This window comes from Ligilactobacillus cholophilus, from assembly GCF_030389495.1.
GTDB lineage: Bacteria > Bacillota > Bacilli > Lactobacillales > Lactobacillaceae > Ligilactobacillus > Ligilactobacillus cholophilus.
Genome location: NZ_CP127832.1, coordinates 159,792 through 176,606, shown reverse-complemented (window position 1 = coordinate 176,606; position 16,815 = coordinate 159,792). Strand labels below are relative to the sequence as shown.

At 30.1% G+C, this 16,815-nt stretch carries 21 protein-coding genes and 1 pseudogene; 5 read left to right on the top strand and 17 right to left on the bottom strand.

What is annotated here, in order from left to right:
* Positions 1-42: 42 nt before the first annotated feature.
* The 3 genes from hpf to QPK35_RS00940 all read right to left on the bottom strand — a co-directional run bounded on the left by hpf (position 43) and on the right by QPK35_RS00940 (position 2,722).
* Positions 43-597, bottom strand: coding sequence for a ribosome hibernation-promoting factor, HPF/YfiA family (gene hpf / locus QPK35_RS00950; RefSeq protein ID WP_290033606.1), 555 nt, complete (start codon positions 595-597; stop codon positions 43-45).
* A 108-nt stretch (positions 598-705) separates the two neighbouring features.
* Positions 706-1,401, bottom strand: coding sequence for a ComF family protein (locus tag QPK35_RS00945; RefSeq protein WP_290033605.1), 696 nt, complete (start codon positions 1,399-1,401; stop codon positions 706-708).
* Positions 1,391-2,722, bottom strand: a complete 1,332-nt coding sequence (locus QPK35_RS00940; RefSeq protein ID WP_290033604.1) for an ATP-dependent helicase ComFA — start codon at positions 2,720-2,722, stop codon at positions 1,391-1,393. Before QPK35_RS00940 ends, QPK35_RS00945 begins: the two co-directional genes overlap by 11 nt.
* A gap of 53 nt (positions 2,723-2,775) precedes the next feature.
* Between QPK35_RS00940 and QPK35_RS00935 the strand changes: the two genes are divergently transcribed.
* The 3 genes and pseudogenes from QPK35_RS00935 to QPK35_RS00925 all read left to right on the top strand — a co-directional run bounded on the left by QPK35_RS00935 (position 2,776) and on the right by QPK35_RS00925 (position 3,425).
* Positions 2,776-3,051 carry a YigZ family protein gene (locus QPK35_RS00935; RefSeq protein WP_290033603.1) on the top strand — a complete coding sequence of 92 codons (276 nt, stop codon included), beginning with the start codon at positions 2,776-2,778 and terminating at the stop codon, positions 3,049-3,051.
* Positions 3,036-3,101 (top strand): annotated as a pseudogene (locus tag QPK35_RS00930) (YigZ family protein); the annotation flags it as partial. The gene QPK35_RS00935 and the pseudogene QPK35_RS00930, both read left to right, overlap by 16 nt.
* Before the next feature lie 93 nt (positions 3,102-3,194).
* The gene (locus QPK35_RS00925) at positions 3,195-3,425 is read left to right on the top strand and encodes a DUF1949 domain-containing protein (RefSeq protein WP_290033602.1); all 231 of its coding nucleotides are present in this window, start codon (positions 3,195-3,197) and stop codon (positions 3,423-3,425) included.
* 33 nt (positions 3,426-3,458) lie between these two features.
* Here QPK35_RS00925 and QPK35_RS00920 read toward each other — a convergent pair whose 3' ends face one another.
* The 3 genes from QPK35_RS00920 to groES form a co-directional block, all read right to left on the bottom strand.
* On the bottom strand, positions 3,459-4,553 hold the full coding sequence (locus tag QPK35_RS00920; RefSeq protein ID WP_290033601.1) for a glycosyltransferase family 4 protein: 1,095 nt from the start codon (positions 4,551-4,553) through the stop codon (positions 3,459-3,461).
* A gap of 229 nt (positions 4,554-4,782) precedes the next feature.
* Positions 4,783-6,399 (bottom strand): chaperonin GroEL, encoded by a 1,617-nt coding sequence (groL, locus tag QPK35_RS00915; RefSeq protein WP_290033600.1) that lies wholly within the window; start codon positions 6,397-6,399, stop codon positions 4,783-4,785.
* Positions 6,400-6,425: 26 nt separating this feature from the next.
* Positions 6,426-6,710, bottom strand: coding sequence for a co-chaperone GroES (groES, locus tag QPK35_RS00910; RefSeq protein ID WP_290033599.1), 285 nt, complete (start codon positions 6,708-6,710; stop codon positions 6,426-6,428).
* 192 nt (positions 6,711-6,902) lie between these two features.
* On the opposite strand from groES, the gene QPK35_RS00905 reads away from it, so the two are divergent.
* Both QPK35_RS00905 and QPK35_RS00900 read left to right on the top strand, forming a co-directional pair.
* A complete protein-coding gene (locus QPK35_RS00905; RefSeq protein WP_290033598.1) occupies positions 6,903-7,547 on the top strand; it encodes a CPBP family intramembrane glutamic endopeptidase in 645 nt (214 codons plus the stop codon).
* Positions 7,548-7,566: 19 nt separating this feature from the next.
* Positions 7,567-9,516, top strand: a complete 1,950-nt coding sequence (locus QPK35_RS00900; RefSeq protein ID WP_290033597.1) for an ABC-F family ATP-binding cassette domain-containing protein — start codon at positions 7,567-7,569, stop codon at positions 9,514-9,516.
* A gap of 31 nt (positions 9,517-9,547) precedes the next feature.
* Here QPK35_RS00900 and tsaD read toward each other — a convergent pair whose 3' ends face one another.
* The 11 genes from tsaD to recR form a co-directional block, all read right to left on the bottom strand.
* Positions 9,548-10,576 carry a tRNA (adenosine(37)-N6)-threonylcarbamoyltransferase complex transferase subunit TsaD gene (gene tsaD, locus QPK35_RS00895; RefSeq protein ID WP_290033596.1) on the bottom strand — a complete coding sequence of 343 codons (1,029 nt, stop codon included), beginning with the start codon at positions 10,574-10,576 and terminating at the stop codon, positions 9,548-9,550.
* 5 nt (positions 10,577-10,581) lie between these two features.
* A complete protein-coding gene (gene rimI, locus QPK35_RS00890) occupies positions 10,582-11,136 on the bottom strand; it encodes a ribosomal protein S18-alanine N-acetyltransferase (protein WP_290033595.1) in 555 nt (184 codons plus the stop codon).
* The gene (gene tsaB / locus QPK35_RS00885; protein ID WP_290033594.1) at positions 11,123-11,854 is read right to left on the bottom strand and encodes a tRNA (adenosine(37)-N6)-threonylcarbamoyltransferase complex dimerization subunit type 1 TsaB; all 732 of its coding nucleotides are present in this window, start codon (positions 11,852-11,854) and stop codon (positions 11,123-11,125) included. The genes rimI and tsaB overlap by 14 nt, the downstream gene beginning before the upstream one ends.
* 30 nt (positions 11,855-11,884) lie before the next feature.
* Positions 11,885-12,622, bottom strand: a complete 738-nt coding sequence (locus QPK35_RS00880) for an acyl-[acyl-carrier-protein] thioesterase (RefSeq protein ID WP_290033593.1) — start codon at positions 12,620-12,622, stop codon at positions 11,885-11,887.
* Positions 12,623-12,634: 12 nt separating this feature from the next.
* Positions 12,635-13,519 (bottom strand): 16S rRNA (cytidine(1402)-2'-O)-methyltransferase, encoded by an 885-nt coding sequence (gene rsmI, locus QPK35_RS00875; protein WP_290033592.1) that lies wholly within the window; start codon positions 13,517-13,519, stop codon positions 12,635-12,637.
* Entirely contained in the window at positions 13,500-13,850 is a 351-nt protein-coding gene (locus QPK35_RS00870; RefSeq protein WP_290033591.1) for an initiation-control protein YabA, read from the bottom strand. Before QPK35_RS00870 ends, rsmI begins: the two co-directional genes overlap by 20 nt.
* A gap of 7 nt (positions 13,851-13,857) precedes the next feature.
* Positions 13,858-14,856, bottom strand: a complete 999-nt coding sequence (gene holB / locus QPK35_RS00865) for a DNA polymerase III subunit delta' (RefSeq protein WP_290033590.1) — start codon at positions 14,854-14,856, stop codon at positions 13,858-13,860.
* Positions 14,857-14,866: 10 nt separating this feature from the next.
* Positions 14,867-15,199, bottom strand: coding sequence for a cyclic di-AMP receptor DarA (gene darA / locus QPK35_RS00860; protein WP_290033589.1), 333 nt, complete (start codon positions 15,197-15,199; stop codon positions 14,867-14,869).
* Positions 15,200-15,209: 10 nt separating this feature from the next.
* Positions 15,210-15,842, bottom strand: a complete 633-nt coding sequence (gene tmk, locus QPK35_RS00855) for a dTMP kinase (protein WP_290033588.1) — start codon at positions 15,840-15,842, stop codon at positions 15,210-15,212.
* A gap of 115 nt (positions 15,843-15,957) precedes the next feature.
* Positions 15,958-16,212, bottom strand: coding sequence for a YaaL family protein (locus QPK35_RS00850; protein ID WP_290033587.1), 255 nt, complete (start codon positions 16,210-16,212; stop codon positions 15,958-15,960).
* The gene (gene recR / locus QPK35_RS00845) at positions 16,212-16,811 is read right to left on the bottom strand and encodes a recombination mediator RecR (protein ID WP_290033586.1); all 600 of its coding nucleotides are present in this window, start codon (positions 16,809-16,811) and stop codon (positions 16,212-16,214) included. The genes QPK35_RS00850 and recR overlap by 1 nt, the downstream gene beginning before the upstream one ends.
* Positions 16,812-16,815: the final 4 nt, after the last annotated feature.

Below are 16,815 nucleotides of genomic sequence, written 5' to 3'. Positions count from 1 at the left end.
CATGCAATTAATGCATGGTTCTTAACTATAAATTTAAATCAATTAATTTTCATTAATATCCATCAAGCCATATTTTCCATCACGCCGACGATAAACTATATTAATATCATTTGTATCAGCATCTTCGTAAATAAAGAAATTATGTCCTAACATTTCCATTTGTAATACAGCTTCCTCACTGTCCATTGGTTTAACAGCAATATTTTTTGTTCGTACTATTTCAATTTTATTTTCTTCTGCATCTGCATCATCTAAATTTTCATTAGTAAAATCTAAATGCTTATAACCCTTTTCACGCGACTTGCGATTGATTTTTGTTTTATGCTTTCTAATCTGACGTATTAATTTATCCGTAACTAAATCGATACTGCCATACATATCAGGTGAAGTTTCTTCTGCTCTTAAAACTAAATATGGAAGTGGAATTGTTACCTCAACCTTTGTAGTCTTATCTGGATAAGTCCTCAAATTAGCATGTGCTGTAACATTTGCATTTGAGTCTAAATATTTATCTAATTTAGATATCTTTTTCTCTACATAATCCCGAATTGCTGAAGTAACTTCAATATTTTCCCCACGCACGTTAATTTTTAACATAATAAAACTCTCCTTTCACATTGAGTATTTCTACTCAAAGGAAGTACTCCTTCCATATATTTATTATAATAGAAAGCGTTTAAATTAACAAACAATGTACTCTCTCTTTTAACGTGCCAAAGTAATAGAGTGCACTTTTTTCGCCCCATGTTCAAACATTATTTGTTGTGCATGATATAAAGTAGTCCCAGTTGTATAAACATCATCAACCAACAAAATATTTTTCCCTTTTAAATCTATTTTGCCATTGAACTTAAACGGTTGCGGAGTATGTATTCTATCTATACGATTTTTTTCTACTTGCTTAATTTGATGTAAATTTTCATCAACTGCTAGTAATTCAACATATGGAAGATTTTCAATTAATCCGACTACTTGATTAAACATTCTTTCATGTTCTTGCGTACTTTTATTTACTGGTATTGGAACATATATCCAATGTTTAAGGGGATAATTTTGCATAATCATCTTCTCAAATTTGTTTTGAAATATTTTTCGTAATTGATAATCTCCTATAAATTTGTATAAGTTAAAATATTCTTTAGTTGCTTGGTTTTGATAAACAAGTAATGCACGATTCTTTAGTAATTTTTTCTGTTTCTTTTCCCATTTTACACAGTCTAAACAAGTCTTATCGTTTGATTTTCTTCCACATCCCTCACAAATTGGTAATTGAATAAATTCAAATTTTTGATAACAATCTTTACATATAAATTTTTCTTTAATTGGTTTAAAAGAGAAAATCCATGCTAAGTTAATTTTATAATTGATCATTTGCTGACATAGTTTACATTTAGTATTCATTCAACAATTTCCGAGCCTTTCGATTAAGATATTTAATTTGTCCTGCAGCCTTTTTAACATTCTGGTTATAATATTTAACTATGAAATATACATCACCATCTGGTTTGGTCTTATTTCTTCCAACTCTTCCTGCAATTTGCACCAAACTTGAACATGTAAAATTATTATTTTCAGCTCCATATACCATCAAGTCTAAATTTTTAAAAGTAACTCCTCTTTCTAAAATAGTTGTTGTAACTAAAAAGCGAAGTTTTCCATCACGTAAAGCCTGAATCTTTTTAATTCTTTGTGGGTCTGCTGCATATACACTTTCACCTAATAAATTTGGAAATTCACTTTGAATGCACCTTAACACCGGATCTAAATATTTTAATTCTGGTACAAAAATTAAAAATGGCGTACCTTGTTTTTCCCACTTTTGAATTGTATTTTTAACAAATTGTGATAATTTTTTCTTTTTTAAGTTTCTATATAAATTTTTATCCAAATTAAATTTAATTTCTGGTAATGGAAATTGATGGAATCTCAAAGGAAAATATCCTACTGATAACTTTTTTTGTTTTATAAGCTGCATACTTTTTTCATCTGGAGTAGCAGTCAAGTAAATCTTAACACCATCTTTTTTACAGGAACGTTCTGCTGTAAGATGCAAATTATGATCATTTACAAAAGGAAATGAATCAATTTCATCAATTACTAAAATATCAAATGCATGTTTAAACTTCATCAATTGATGTGTTGTACAAATAGTTAATTGAGCATAAAAATATTTCATTGAGCTCTTTCCATGTAATAATGCAATTTTTATATTTTTAAATGCTGATTGAAGTCGTGGATAAAGCTCATTACATACATCAATTCGAGGTGAAGCAATTGCAATTCTTTTTCCAGCTTTTAAATTTTCTTCTAACATTGGAAATAACATTTCTGTTTTCCCCGCTCCTGTAACAGCCCATATCAGATGATCCTTTTTTTGTTTTACTTTTTTACATAATTCTTGTGCACACCTTGTTTGATATGGTGACAAAGTTCCTTTCCAAGTTAAAACCTTTTGGGGAATATCAAATATATTTGGTTCATTAAGATGATATAACATGTCTAAACTTGTTATCCGTCCTAATTGAATACAGTTTCGACAATAAAACTCATTATTGGGTAATTTAACTTCTGCTTTTAGATTTTTAAAGTAACATCTTTGACATTCTACGTACTTTCCTTTCTCAATTAGCGCTTTTTTTCCTGATAATTTTAATTGTATAATATTAGATGTAGAAATTTGTTTCTGCGTAAAAATTCTTCCATAAAAATTATTTAAATTCATAACAGCACCTCCTATTATATAACTACGCAAAAAAAGTCAATTTTGGAGGATATATGTGTAAAAAAAATTATTTTACAATAAAAAAGAACGGTCAATATAGACAAGTAATCAAAAAATCAGAATTTATTTGTTACATAAATCGCATAGATTCTGAACATGAAGCTCAAAATTTTATTGATCAAATAAACAAAGAACATAATAAAGCTAGACATATTTGTTATGCATATTTACTTGGATTAAATGATGAAATTCAACGCGAAAGTGATAATGGGAAAGTGATAATGGAGAGCCCGCTGGCACGGCTGGCGTTCCTATTCTTAATGCTTTAAAACAGGCTTCTCTACATAATGTATGTGCTGTTGTTGTCAGATATTTTGGAGGAATTAAATTAGGAACTGGAGGCCTGATTAGAGCATATGGTGGTACAACAAACCAAACTATTAGTACTATTGGTATTATTAAAAGAACGTTAATGAGTGAACTTATTATTGCTTTGTCATATAGCGATTTTGAACGTGCTAAATATTTTTTTCAACAAAACAATATTCCGTTAATTGATATTGAATATAGTGAGCAAATCACTGCAGTTGTTTGTACAAAAAAATCAGAAATTGAAGACTTTTATAAGTCATTTACAAATTATCTTAACAAGCCAATTGAAATACAAATTGGCGAAGAAAAATATCAAGATATGGAACTTTAGTTAAAAAAAGAGACTGTATTAAAACAGTCTCTTTTATTTATCGTGCGAATGATTATTTGGCATTAATACAATTTTCTTAATTAAATTTAATAAAGGTGTATGATTAGGTCCAACTAGCCCTATCAACTCAACAAATATTTCTAACCCAAATAATGTAGCAATTGTTAACAATATTGATCCTAAAATGTTTGATAATGGATAAAGCAATGAGATAAAAGAAAAAATCAATGCAATTCCATAAATCACTAAAACAGTTTGTCTATGAGATAATCCCATTTGCATTAACCTGTGATGTAAATGGTGTTTATCTGGCTTCATAATTGGTTTTTTATTTAACGCTCTTCGAATAATTGCATAGACAGTATCAGTAATTGGCACTCCTAGAATAATCAATGGGATAATAATTGAAATGAAAGTTGCATTTTTCAATCCAAATAATGCAAATACCGAAATCATAAATCCAATAAATAACGATCCTGTATCACCTAGATAAATAGATGCAGGATGAAAATTATATGGCAAAAAGCCAATCAATGCTGCTACTAATGTAAACATCATAATTGAAATAAATGTATTTGTAACATTCAAGAAAAAATATCCTGTTAGAGCACTCGTAGTTAAAGCTATAATGGCTATTCCTGTTGCTAAACCATCTAACCCATCAATTAAGTTTACTGCATTAGTAATTGCCAAAATCCAAATTAATGTAATAGGTAAACTAAAAATTCCTAACTCAATCGAACCTATAAATGGCAATGTTATTGTAGTCATTCTAATACGAGCTGCATAATATACAATTAATGATGCAGCAACAATTCCAATTATTTTTTGATATGGTTTCAGTTCATAAATATCATCAATAATTCCAGTAATTATTATCACACATTGAGCAATAAACAAAGCAACAGTTTGTTTAAAAGGATAGTTTCTACCTAATAAAACAAAATTAGTAAAATTAAATGCAATAAAAATTGCAAGGCCTCCCATTGTAGGCATGATTTTCTTATTCACTCTTCGTGCATTTGGTTTATCAACTGCTCCCACTTTAAACGCTAGATGACGTACAAATGGAACAAGTAATGCAGAAATTAAAATTGTTGCGAACAATGACGCAAAAATTTTATACATAAAATGTCCTCTTTCTGTATTTCATGAGAGATTATATGCATATAATCTCTTTTAGATCCGCTATGTAAGAGAATGGTTATTCCTCTCATTGCGTTATCATACTAATTGATATCATACCATATTTAACAATTAAATAAACCAAATGAAATTAAAATCGCATTGAATTTTCAAAAAAAGTTCATCTTAATAAAAAAAAAGGCTGTGTAAACACACAGCCCTTTTTTATAAATTACATCATGCCACCCATATCTTGTTGTGGAGCAGCATCTTTCTTTTCTTCTGGTTTATCTGCAACTACAGCTTCTGTTGTTAATAATAAAGCTGAAACTGAAGCAGCATTTTGTAATGCAGAACGAGTAACTTTAGTTGGATCAACAATTCCTGCATCAACCATGTCTTCCCATTTATCTGCAGCAGCATTGTATCCAATACCATCTTTTTGTTCTTTAAGTTTTTCTACAATAACTGAGCCTTCTAATCCTGCATTTTCAGCAATTTGACGTACAGGTTCTTCCAAAGCACGTTTTACAATGTTTACACCTGTTTGAATATCGCCTGCTTCGTCTAATTCTTCAACATCTTTAATAGCATTTACCAATGCTGTACCACCACCTGGAACAAATCCTTCTTCCACAGCAGCACGTGTAGCATTTAATGCATCTTCAATACGATATTTTTGTTCTTTTAATTCTGTTTCTGTAGCTGCACCAACTTTAATAACTGCAACACCGCCAGCTAACTTAGCTAAACGTTCTTGTAATTTTTCTTTATCAAAGTCTGATGTTGTTTCAGCAATTTGACCTTTAATTTGAGCAACACGTTCTTCAATCTTGCTCTTATCTCCAGCACCTTCCACAATTGTTGTGTTTTCCTTTGTTACTGTAACTTTAGCTGCTGAACCTAATTGATCAACTGTTGTATCTTTCAATTGTAAGCCAAGGTCATCAGTAATAACTGTAGCACCAGTTAAAATTGCAATATCTTGTAACATTTCTTTACGACGATCACCAAATCCTGGTGCTTTAACTGCAACTACATTGAATGTTCCACGAATCTTGTTTAATACTAATGTTGGTAATGCTTCACCATCAACATCATCTGCAATGATTAACAATGGACGACCTTGTTGAACAATTGATTGTAACAATGGTAATAATTCTTGAATGTTTGAAACCTTTTTATCTGTAACTAAAATGTATGGATTATCTAGATCTGCTTCCATTTTATCTTCATCAGTTACCATGTATTGTGATAAGTATCCACGATCAAATTGCATACCTTCAACAACATCTAATGAAGTGTCAATTCCCTTTGATTCTTCAACTGTAATAACACCATCGTTACCAACTTTTTCCATCGCATCAGCAATAAATTTACCTACTTCTTCATTTGCTGCTGAAATAGAAGCAATTTGTTGAATATCACTCTTTGATTCAACTTTATGTGACATTTCATGTAATGATTTAACAGCTGCTTTTGTTGCTTTTTCAATTCCTTTACGGATTCCAACTGGGTTTGCACCTGCAGTAACGTTCTTCATACCTTCATTAACAATTGCTTGAGTAAGTACGGTAGCAGTTGTTGTACCATCACCAGCAATATCATTTGTTTTAGAAGCAACTTCTGCAACTAATTTTGCTCCCATATTTTCAAAATGATCTTCCAATTCAATAGCTTTAGCAATTGTAACACCATCATTTGTGATTGTTGGTGCACCATATGATTGTTCTAATACAACATTACGTCCTTTAGGACCAATTGTTGATTTTACAGTATTTGCTAATTTATCAACACCTGCAAGCATCTTTGCACGTGCATCTTCTGAAAATTTAATTTCTTTTGCCATAAATAATCACCTCAAAAAAATAAATTCTAGTCTACAATTGCCATGATGTCACTATCACGAACAATTAAATAATCTTCTCCATCATATTTAACTTCAGTACCAGCATATTTATCAAATAAGACTTTATCGCCATCTTTAACGCTAGGAACTGCTTTTTGTCCATTTTCTAATAACTTACCGTCACCTACTGCAACGACTTTTCCTGTTTGAGGCTTTTCCTTTGCATTACTTGCTAATACAATTCCTCCAACAGTTTCTTCTTTTTCTTTTTCAACTTTTAAGACTACGCGGTCTCCTAATGGTTTAAGCACAATAAATCCCTCCATTTTTTAGCACTCGTTAGTATTAAGTGCTAACTGATTACAATTATTACTATAATCTCTTTGCCATTAAAAAGCAAGCATTTTTTATCACTTAACATCTTAGAGTGCTAATTCGATTTCGAAATTAATCATAAACATGCTACAATATTAATAAATTACATATAAAGGAAGTTTATCATTGTGGCAATTGAAAAGAATTCTCTTTCCATTTTGTTGGGATATCTATTTATATTGATTTCTCAACTTATTATTCAAAAAATTTTTTGGTCTTCTTCAATTCTATATATTTTGTTAACTATTATTGGAATTATAGGTGCACTATTACTTTTATTTTTGAATCATAAATTTAGTTATCAAAATTTAGTAGAATATCAAAAAAAGCCAAAAAAATCTCATTTTATTATCTGGGGATTTATTGGAATTGGAATAGTTTTAATCAGTCAATTAATAATCGGAGCAATTTGGCATTTTACAACACACTCTACTGCAATTTCTCAAAATACTAATCAACTATTAACTATTTTTCAAAGCTTTCCAATATATGGATTAGATATTATTATTGCATCCCCAATAATTGAAGAATTAATTTTTCGCAAAGTATTTTTTGGCAATTTAACTTATTACTTTAATCCTATTATTAGTGGAATTATTTCTAGTACTTTATTTGCGATAGCACATCATGATGGCCACTTTATTGCCTATTTTGTAATGGGATGCATTTTTGAATTAATATACTACAAAGCAAAAGACTTAAGAGCTTCTATGATAAGTCATATGGGACTAAACTTATTTATCCTACTCTTTTTTGAATTGAAATTTATATAATGTAGAAAGAAGGAATTATATGTTACTACTTCAAGCTCAACATGTTGCACAACATTTTGGCGCTGATATTTTATTTGAAGATATAAATATGGATATCCAAGATCATTCGCGCATTGGACTAGTTGGACGTAATGGTGCCGGTAAATCTACTCTAATCAAAATGATAATGGGACTTAAAGAACCAAGCGAAGGTAAAATTACAAAAAAGAAAAATTTATCAATTGGGTATCTTGCCCAAAGTAACGGTCTTGAATCTAACCAATCAATTTATCTTGAAATGAAATCAGTTTTCAAATCTTTGATTGAAATGGAAGAAAAAATTCATAAACTAGAAACGCAAATTGCTTCTCCAAATGTAGATTCAGATTCTCCACAATATCAACAATTACTGAATCAATATGATCAATTGAGTCATGATTTCAAAGAACTTAATGGATATGGATATGAGAACGAAATTAAGGGAGTTTTAAAAGGATTAGGTTTTAATGATTCAGATTTTGATCGTCCTGTTAATTCATTATCTGGTGGTCAAAAGACAAGACTTGCACTAGCAAAATTATTGCTTGAAAAACGTGATTTATTAATTTTAGACGAACCTACTAACCATCTAGATATTCAGACATTAACATGGCTTGAAAACTATATTCAAAATTATTCAGGTGCCCTATTAATTGTGTCACATGATCGTTATTTTTTAGATAAAGTCGTTAACGAAATTTATGAAATTACACATAAACATTCAAACCACTACACTGGAAACTATTCTGACTATATTAAAGAAAAGCAAGCACGTCTTAAAGCACAATGGAAAGCATATGAAAAACAGCAAAACGAAATTAACCATTTAGAAGAATTTGTAAATAAAAATATTGTTAGAGCCTCAACGACAAAGAGAGCACAAAGCAAACGCAAACAACTAGAAAAAATAGACCGATTAGATCGCCCAGAAGGTTATGAAAAAGGCCCTCATTTTGAATTTACTAGTGATAAAGATAGTGGAAATGTAGTACTTCAAGTTAATGACGCAGCAATAGGATATGATCAAAAAATATTATCTGAACCAATTAATCTTGAAATTAAAAAACATCAAATTATTGCTATTGTTGGTCCAAATGGGATTGGTAAATCAACTTTACTAAAAAGTATTTTAAATAAAATTCCTTTAATTAAAGGAAAAATCCGTTTAGGTTCAAATGTACAACCTGGTTATTATGATCAAGAACAACAAACTCTACATAGTAATAAAACGGTACTAAATGAAATTTGGGATGACCATCCAACGACTCCTGAAAAAGATATTCGATCAATTTTAGGAAGTTTTTTATTTCAAGGAGATGAAGTTAAAAAAATTGTCCATAATCTATCTGGTGGCGAAAAAGCCCGTTTAATGTTAACTAAATTGGCAATGCAACATGATAATTTTTTGATTTTGGATGAACCTACTAACCACTTAGATATTGAAAGTAAAGAAGTATTAGAACAAGCTATTCAAAATTTTAATGGTACAGTATTGTTTGTCTCACATGATCGTTACTTTATTAATAAAGTTGCAAGTGAGGTATTAGAAATTACTCCTGATGGAAGTACTCTCTATCTTGGAAATTATGACTATTATGTTACAAAAAAAGAAGAACAAGAATTTTTAAAATCATCAAAAAATGAAAATAAAATTCAAGAAAGTCAAATTTCAAATGCAAAATTAAATTATCAGCAAAGTAAAGAACAACAAAAAAAATTACGCAAACTAAATCGCGAATTACAAAAAATTGAAGAAATGATTTCAAATTCTGAAATTCAAAAAGAAAAAGTTGAACATGAAATGACTCAACCTGATGCATTCAATGACATAAATAAAATGAATGATTTACAAATGAAACTTGATAAGATTTCAAAGGAATTAGATAATTTAGAACAAGAATGGGAAGAAAAATCAATAGAATTAGAAGAATTCCAAGATAACTTAGGATGAATAAAAAAAGACACTTTTTAAGTGTCTTTTTTTATTCATCAATCCATTCAAATTCTAAACTTGGATTAGCATTTAAATCTAAATTAGCACGTTCTCCATGTTTATAGGCCACAAAACCAGCAGCCCCAATCATCGCTGCATTATCTCCACATAATTTTAATGGTGCTTTAATAAATTCAACATTTTCAAATTTGCTTAACTCGCAATCTAAACGATCCCGTAAAGCCTTATTTGCTGCAACTCCACCAGCTAAAATAAATTGTTTTACAGGATATTTTTCCAAAGCTTTAAGTGTTTTTTCAGCTAAAACATCTACAACACTAGCTTCAAAACTTGCTGCTAAGTCCTTTTTATCTAATACTTCTCCAACTTGATCAGCATGGTGAACTACATTAATAAATGCACTTTTTAATCCACTAAAACTAAAATCAAAGTTATCCTCATTTTCCATTGCACGTGGAAAATGGAAAGTATCTTGTCCTTGGTGAGCTAATTCATCAATTTCTTTCCCTGCTGGATATTTAATTCCTAAAACACGGCCAACTTTATCAAAAGCTTCACCAGCTGCATCATCTCGTGTCTCACCAATAATTTTAAATTCATTTTCTTTTGGCATATAAACTAATTCAGTATGTCCACCTGAAACCAATAAGGCTAATGCTGGAAATTTTATTTCACTTACGTAACGTGCTGCATAAATATGTCCTGCCATGTGATTAACTGGAACCAAAGGTAAATTATGTGCAAATGCCACCGCTTTTGCTGCAGTAACTCCAATTAGCAATGAACCAACTAAACCCGGTCCATATGTCACAGCAACAGCATCTAAATCATCGTACGTTACATTTGCTTCAGCTAAAGCATCTTTAATGCATACTGTAATTACCTCAATATGGTGCCGACTAGCTACTTCTGGTACTACTCCACCAAATCGTTGATGACTTTTAATTTGAGTAGCAACGATATTAGATAAAATTTTACATCCATTTTCAATGACTGCTACGCTAGTTTCATCACAACTAGATTCAAATGATAAAATTAAATTTCTTTTCTCTTCCATGTTTGCTACTCACCTTTTATCTGATATTCGTATTCATAAGCATTCTCATCATTATCTGCAAAATAATGGTGTTTGATTCGAGTTTCTTTAAAACCTAAATCATGATAAAACTTTTGTCCTTGCAAATTACTTTGCCGTACATCAAGTAATACTTTCTCACTTCCATATTTTTTAGCCTCATTAATAATGATTTGAATCATTTTAGTTGCAATGCCCTTGCCTTGAAAACGTGGAACAATGGCAATATCTTTTATTTTAGCTTCGTTAAATGAATAACTACAAATAACATAAGCCACTACTTGATCTTCAAATCTAACAAGTAACACCAAATTTTGAGTTTGATTTTGTACTTGTTTTTCAAAAAATCCATAATCTATCGGTGTTTTACCATTATAAACAGCTCGTTCAACTGATAGCATTTCTGGAATTGCCGATACAACTCCTCGACAAAAAAGATATTCTTTATTATCCAAAATAATATTTTGGTTTTCAAAATCAATATCTTGTAAATCCGTTTGCTTTCCTAGAATATGTTGGATTTTATTTTTAAACTTTTTCAACATAACTCCCATGACTATTTTTCTCCTCCGGATGCTTTTCCATCCATTGTAATTCTGCTTGTGTTAATCGTTTATATTGTGGTACAAAAGAATCAATATCAGAAGTATTTTCCTTTGCTCCTAGTCTACCTAAAATTGCAGCTTGTGGAATTTGATAATCAGCAGAAGCAAATGTAAATGCCAATTTTAAATTTTTTTGAGCCATTTTTACAAATTCATCATTTTCTTTTCCCACAAAAATAACTCTTTGATCTAATTCAGATAATTTATTAAGCAAATTATCAAAACTTATATGCATATCTGCTATTTTAGTTTCTAAAATTCCATTTTTCCACTGATATGCAGCCGCAAATACATTTTGGTTGCGTGCATCAAAATATGGGATAATTAAGCAATCTTCTTGTGGAAAAATGTTTGCAGCAACCACCTTTAAACTAGAAACTCCTACTAATTCTTTATTTAATGTAGAAGCTAATACTTTGGCAGCTGTTACACCTATTCTTAATCCTGTATAAGAGCCTGGTCCTTGTGCAACTACAAATCGGTCTATATCTTGAACTGTTATTTTACAACCTTTCAAAATTTCTTGAATAGTTGGCATTAGTGTAACACTATGGTTTCTTGAAACATTCGTTGTTTTAGTAGCTAATAAATTTTCATCATCTAAAACAGCAACAGATAATGGTTGATTCGATGTATCAATTGCTAATATTTTCATTTTTATTCCTCATTACTAAAATCATAAATATTATAAATTGCGCCAATGAACTTCGGCAATACAACTTATTTTGTTTTTTACTTTTATTTCATGTAAAGAAATATTTTGACTAGTAATATATTCTGTATTACTTTCAACTACTTCTCCATATCTTACTTCATTTTTATAAACAATATTAATTTTTTTCACTTCATGTGTACGTAAAAATTCTTCAGGTAATGTATCTAACATCCAATCAAAGTAATGAACATTATTTACATGTTGATTACTATCTATATCCATAAATCTTACTCGATATTCTTTTTGATAGTCTATATGATTAATTTTTTCAGGATTAGGCAAACGTTCTAACTTAGTAGTATAGTCCCCTTCATATGGATCAATAACCTCATTTTTTATACATACTATCTTTCGCTTAGTTTTATCCATTAAAGCAAAAATTGTATGCATATGAACAATTTCTTGATCATTTTCATCATACATATAAAAGTCTCGATAACAAAAATATCGGTTGTATGCTTGGGCTATTGTTGTAATTTTCACTGTTTCATGTTCTTGTGGTAGTCGTTTTACATCAATGATATTTTGCGTAACAACCCAACCTAAGCCCATTTCATCTAATTTTTCATTTGAAACCCCCAACTTTTCACTTTGATTCGTTGATACAAGCATACATAAATCGACTAAATTTCCAATATTTAATTTTCCTGTTACATTTGTTTCATAATAAATAACTTTATGATTTTCTGTATATTGTTTGCCTGACATTATGCCACATCCTTATCTTAATCCATGAAATTCATTATACACTTCTTGTTTTTTTAAATTATTATTTTTAGCAACTATCTTAATTGCAGCATTTGGTTTAATACCTTGTTGATCAATTAATCTTTGAACCTGTTCTTTAATTGTCAACTTGCACTGCACATCTTGTATCTCATTTTCACATTTTTCATTTCCCTGAACAACTATTACAAATTCTCCTCGAACATCTTCATTAGTACTCCATTCGAGTGCCTCTTGTAAATTTCCCCGTATGTATTCCTCATAACGTTTTGTTAATTCACGACATAAAACCACTTTTCTTTTTTCTCCAAAAACTGTCACCATATTTTCTAATGTCTTCTTCAAACGATGAGGAGCTTCATAATATACTTGAGTATATTCCTGACCATTTAATTTTTCTAATTCATTTATTTGTTCAGATTTTTTCCGTGGCAAAAAACCATAAAAAATAAATGGTTGTGGTAGAATACCTGATGCTATTAAAGCAGTAATAGATGCACTTGGTCCTGGAATAGCAATTACTCTAATTTCATTTTTTATGCAACTTTCAACTAGTTCATGTCCAGGATCACTTATTGATGGTGTTCCTGCATCGCTAACTTGAGCAATGTCTTGTCCATTATTAAGTTTTTGTATTAATTCTGGAATACGTTCTTTTGTATTAAATTTATGAAAACTAATTTGTTTTGTTTTAATATCAAAATAATTTAATAACTTTTGAGTATTACGTGTGTCTTCAGCAGCGATAAGATTAACTTGCTTTAAAGTCTCAACTGCTCGAGGACTCATATCTTTTAAATTACCAATTGGAGTAGGTACTAAATATAATGCACCTTTTGAGTCTAAATTACGAAAACTACTATTCTTTTGAATTGCCATCAATTTCTCTCCATTTATCCCCATAAATTATTTGTTGACAAAAGATGCACTCGTCATCCTCTCTGCGTGAACCAAAAAACTGTGTACAAACATGAAAACCTTCATGATATAATTTCTCTAAGTTTGACAGTCCATGACTAGTCTTTTTAGACTTCTTATTACTTTCTAATTCACTTAAACGTTCACGTAAGTGACTATTTTCAACTTCCAATTGTGCATTCTTCTCAATTATCTGTGTCATTTCCTTTCGCATTGATGATAATAATTGAGACATTGTTAATGCTTGTTGTTCCATCGTTTCAAAACTGTCGTATAATTCTCCCTTATCCATTTTAATCCTACCCTTTATGATAAATTTGACATAATTTCAATGTTAATGATTCTAATATATTCTGAAATGATACATTTAATGCTTTTTGATTCCATGTATCTAATATACATTCTATTCCAGTCGTTAAACTTGAAGATGAAATTCTTTCAGTAAAAACAACCAGTTCTTTTTTATATTTTTGAAAGGCTATTTCATCAGGCTGATTATATTTGATTAACAATAAATCTCGATTAACTAATAACATTAATTCCAATAAATACTGTTGCATTTCCTGATCTTCTGTCAATGACATTAACCTTGTTTGAATAAAAACAAAACTTCGTAAATCATTTTCCAAAACCAACTTAATCCAATTAAAAACTTCTGTTACTAATTTTTGAAAATGTTCATTTGTACCTAACTCAGTTAATTTTTCTATATTTCCATTCAAATGAACTAATAACCGTGCCATAGACGGGTCTATCTGATTATTTATTAATTTTTCAATTTGAACCTCTTGATTTAAATTATCAAGTTCTACTACCTGACAACGCGATACAATTGTTGGTAACATTTGATTTAAATGACTTGTCAACAAAAATGCAGTAATATCCCCTGAAGGTTCCTCTATAAATTTTAATAAACTATTTGCTGCACTTATTGTCATTTTCTCTGCATCTTTAATAATAAAAACTTTTCGGTTACCTTCCAAACCACTTTTTGAAAATTCGTCTTTTAAATATCTTATTGTATCTACTTTAATAGATTGACCATCAGGAATAATTTGAATTACATCAGGATGCTCATTATTTTTAATTCTTATACATTCATTACATTTTAAGCATGGAAAAGCATTTACTGTCGGATTATTACAAAAAATTGCCTGTGCAATCCAAATAGCTAGTTCTAATTTTCCTAATCCAGTTGCACCACTTAATAAATACGCATGGACAAGTTTTTTATTTTGAATTAAATGTGCAAAATGTTTTGTTAATTTACTTTGAAGTACAGTAATTTCTTGTTCCATGCCTATCCTCCTAAAATTGTTCAAAATCTTCAATATCTAATACAAATATCGTTCCTCCGCCAACTCTTACTTTTCTTGGATAATTATTATAAATTCCTTCTACATGGGTGTCTAATGCTACAGGCGGAGTAATATATTTGTTTCGTTGTTTAGACGTATGCTTAATCAAATCAATTACTTCTGCAACTCTTTCATCATCAATTCCAATTAAAAATGTAGAATTCCCAGATCTTAAAAAACTTCCACTTGAAGCTAATTTTGTAGCACGAATATTATGTTCAATAAATCGATTACTAAGTTTATCGCTGTCTTTATCTTGAATAATTGCAATTATCAGTTTCATAATTAGTCCTTTAGTCTATAAATGGAAGCAAAACATTTAATACATCTTCAGTTACTTTATCAATACTCTGAGTTGCATCAATCGTTTTAATTCGTTGTGGATTTTCTTTTGCTAGTTTTAAGTATCCTTGATGAACTCGTTTATAAAAGTCTAATTTTTCTTGGTCTAATCTGTTTACTTCATTCTGACGATTTTTTTGAATGCGCTCTAGTCCAATTTGTGGTTCAATATCAAAATATATTGTCAAATCAGGTTCAAGACCATTTGTTGCAAATTGGTTAATTTCATCAATTTTATCCATCCCAATTTCACGTCCTGCACCTTGATAAACTAATGAACTATCCACATAGCGATCGCTCATTACATATTTACCACTTTCCAATGCAGGAAAAACTGTTTCAATTAAATGTTGACGTCGAGCAGCTGCATATAATAATGCTTCTGTTCTTTTATCCATTTCAGTGAATTCCTGATTTAAAATAATTTCGCGAATTGCTTCTGAAATTCTATTTCCACCTGGTTCTCGCGTTATAACAAAGTTATCAAATTTGTTTTTTTCCTTTAAATATTCAATTACGTTATTTATAACTGTTGTTTTTCCAGACCCATCTAAGCCTTCAAAAGTAATAAATTTTCCGTCCACAAGGTACAACTCCTATTACTATTTAATCAGTATTATTGTACTTTAAAAATTAAAAAATCTCCAGATTAATATAATATAAGGAGACTATGGAAATTACATAGCCTCCCTCTTATTTTTAACGTACAATAACCGATTCTTGTATTTTTGCCTTTACTTTTCTTGCCTTTGCTTCTCTAAATAAAAATTCAAATTTTGCACGTGCAAGTTCTTCACTTACTAAATAATCTTCAGTTGACATCGTTGCCAATAAATCATCATTAGTTCTAATGCCATCCCATTCATTTTTAGCAGTCTCTATATCAGCAAGTAATTTGCGATCATATTGTTTTTTTAAAGGTTCTTTATTTTTTCTTTTTTTAAATCCAAACATTATAATTCTGTCCGTCCTTCAATTGCTTTAAATAAGGTCATTTCATCAGCATATTCAATATCACTACCAACTGCTAATCCATGTGCTAAGCGAGTAACTTTTACACCTGCTGGTTTAATTAACCGTGCAATATATGATGCAGTTGCTTCCCCTTCGGGAGTTGCATTAGTTGCAAGAATAACTTCTTTGATTTTTTCATTTTTTTGTAATCGTTGTATTAAACTTCTTACATTTATGTCTTCTGGCCCCTTGCCTTCTATTGGTGATAAAACCCCATGTAAAACATGATATAACCCATGATATTCTCTCATTTTCTCTAATGACATTACATCTTTAGGTTGTTCTACAACAATTACTTGACTTTGGTCACGAGTCTTATCTGCACAAATGATACAAGGATCATTTTCAGTTATATTGCCACAAATACTACAATAATGTAAATCTTTTTTTGCAGATTTTAACGCTTTTGCAAAATCAGAAACATCTTTTTCATCCATGTCTAAAGTATAAAAAGCAAGTCTCGTAGCAGTCTTGCTTCCTATACCTGGCAACTTCATATAACTATCAATTAATTTTGCAATTGGTTCTGGATATTGCATTTAT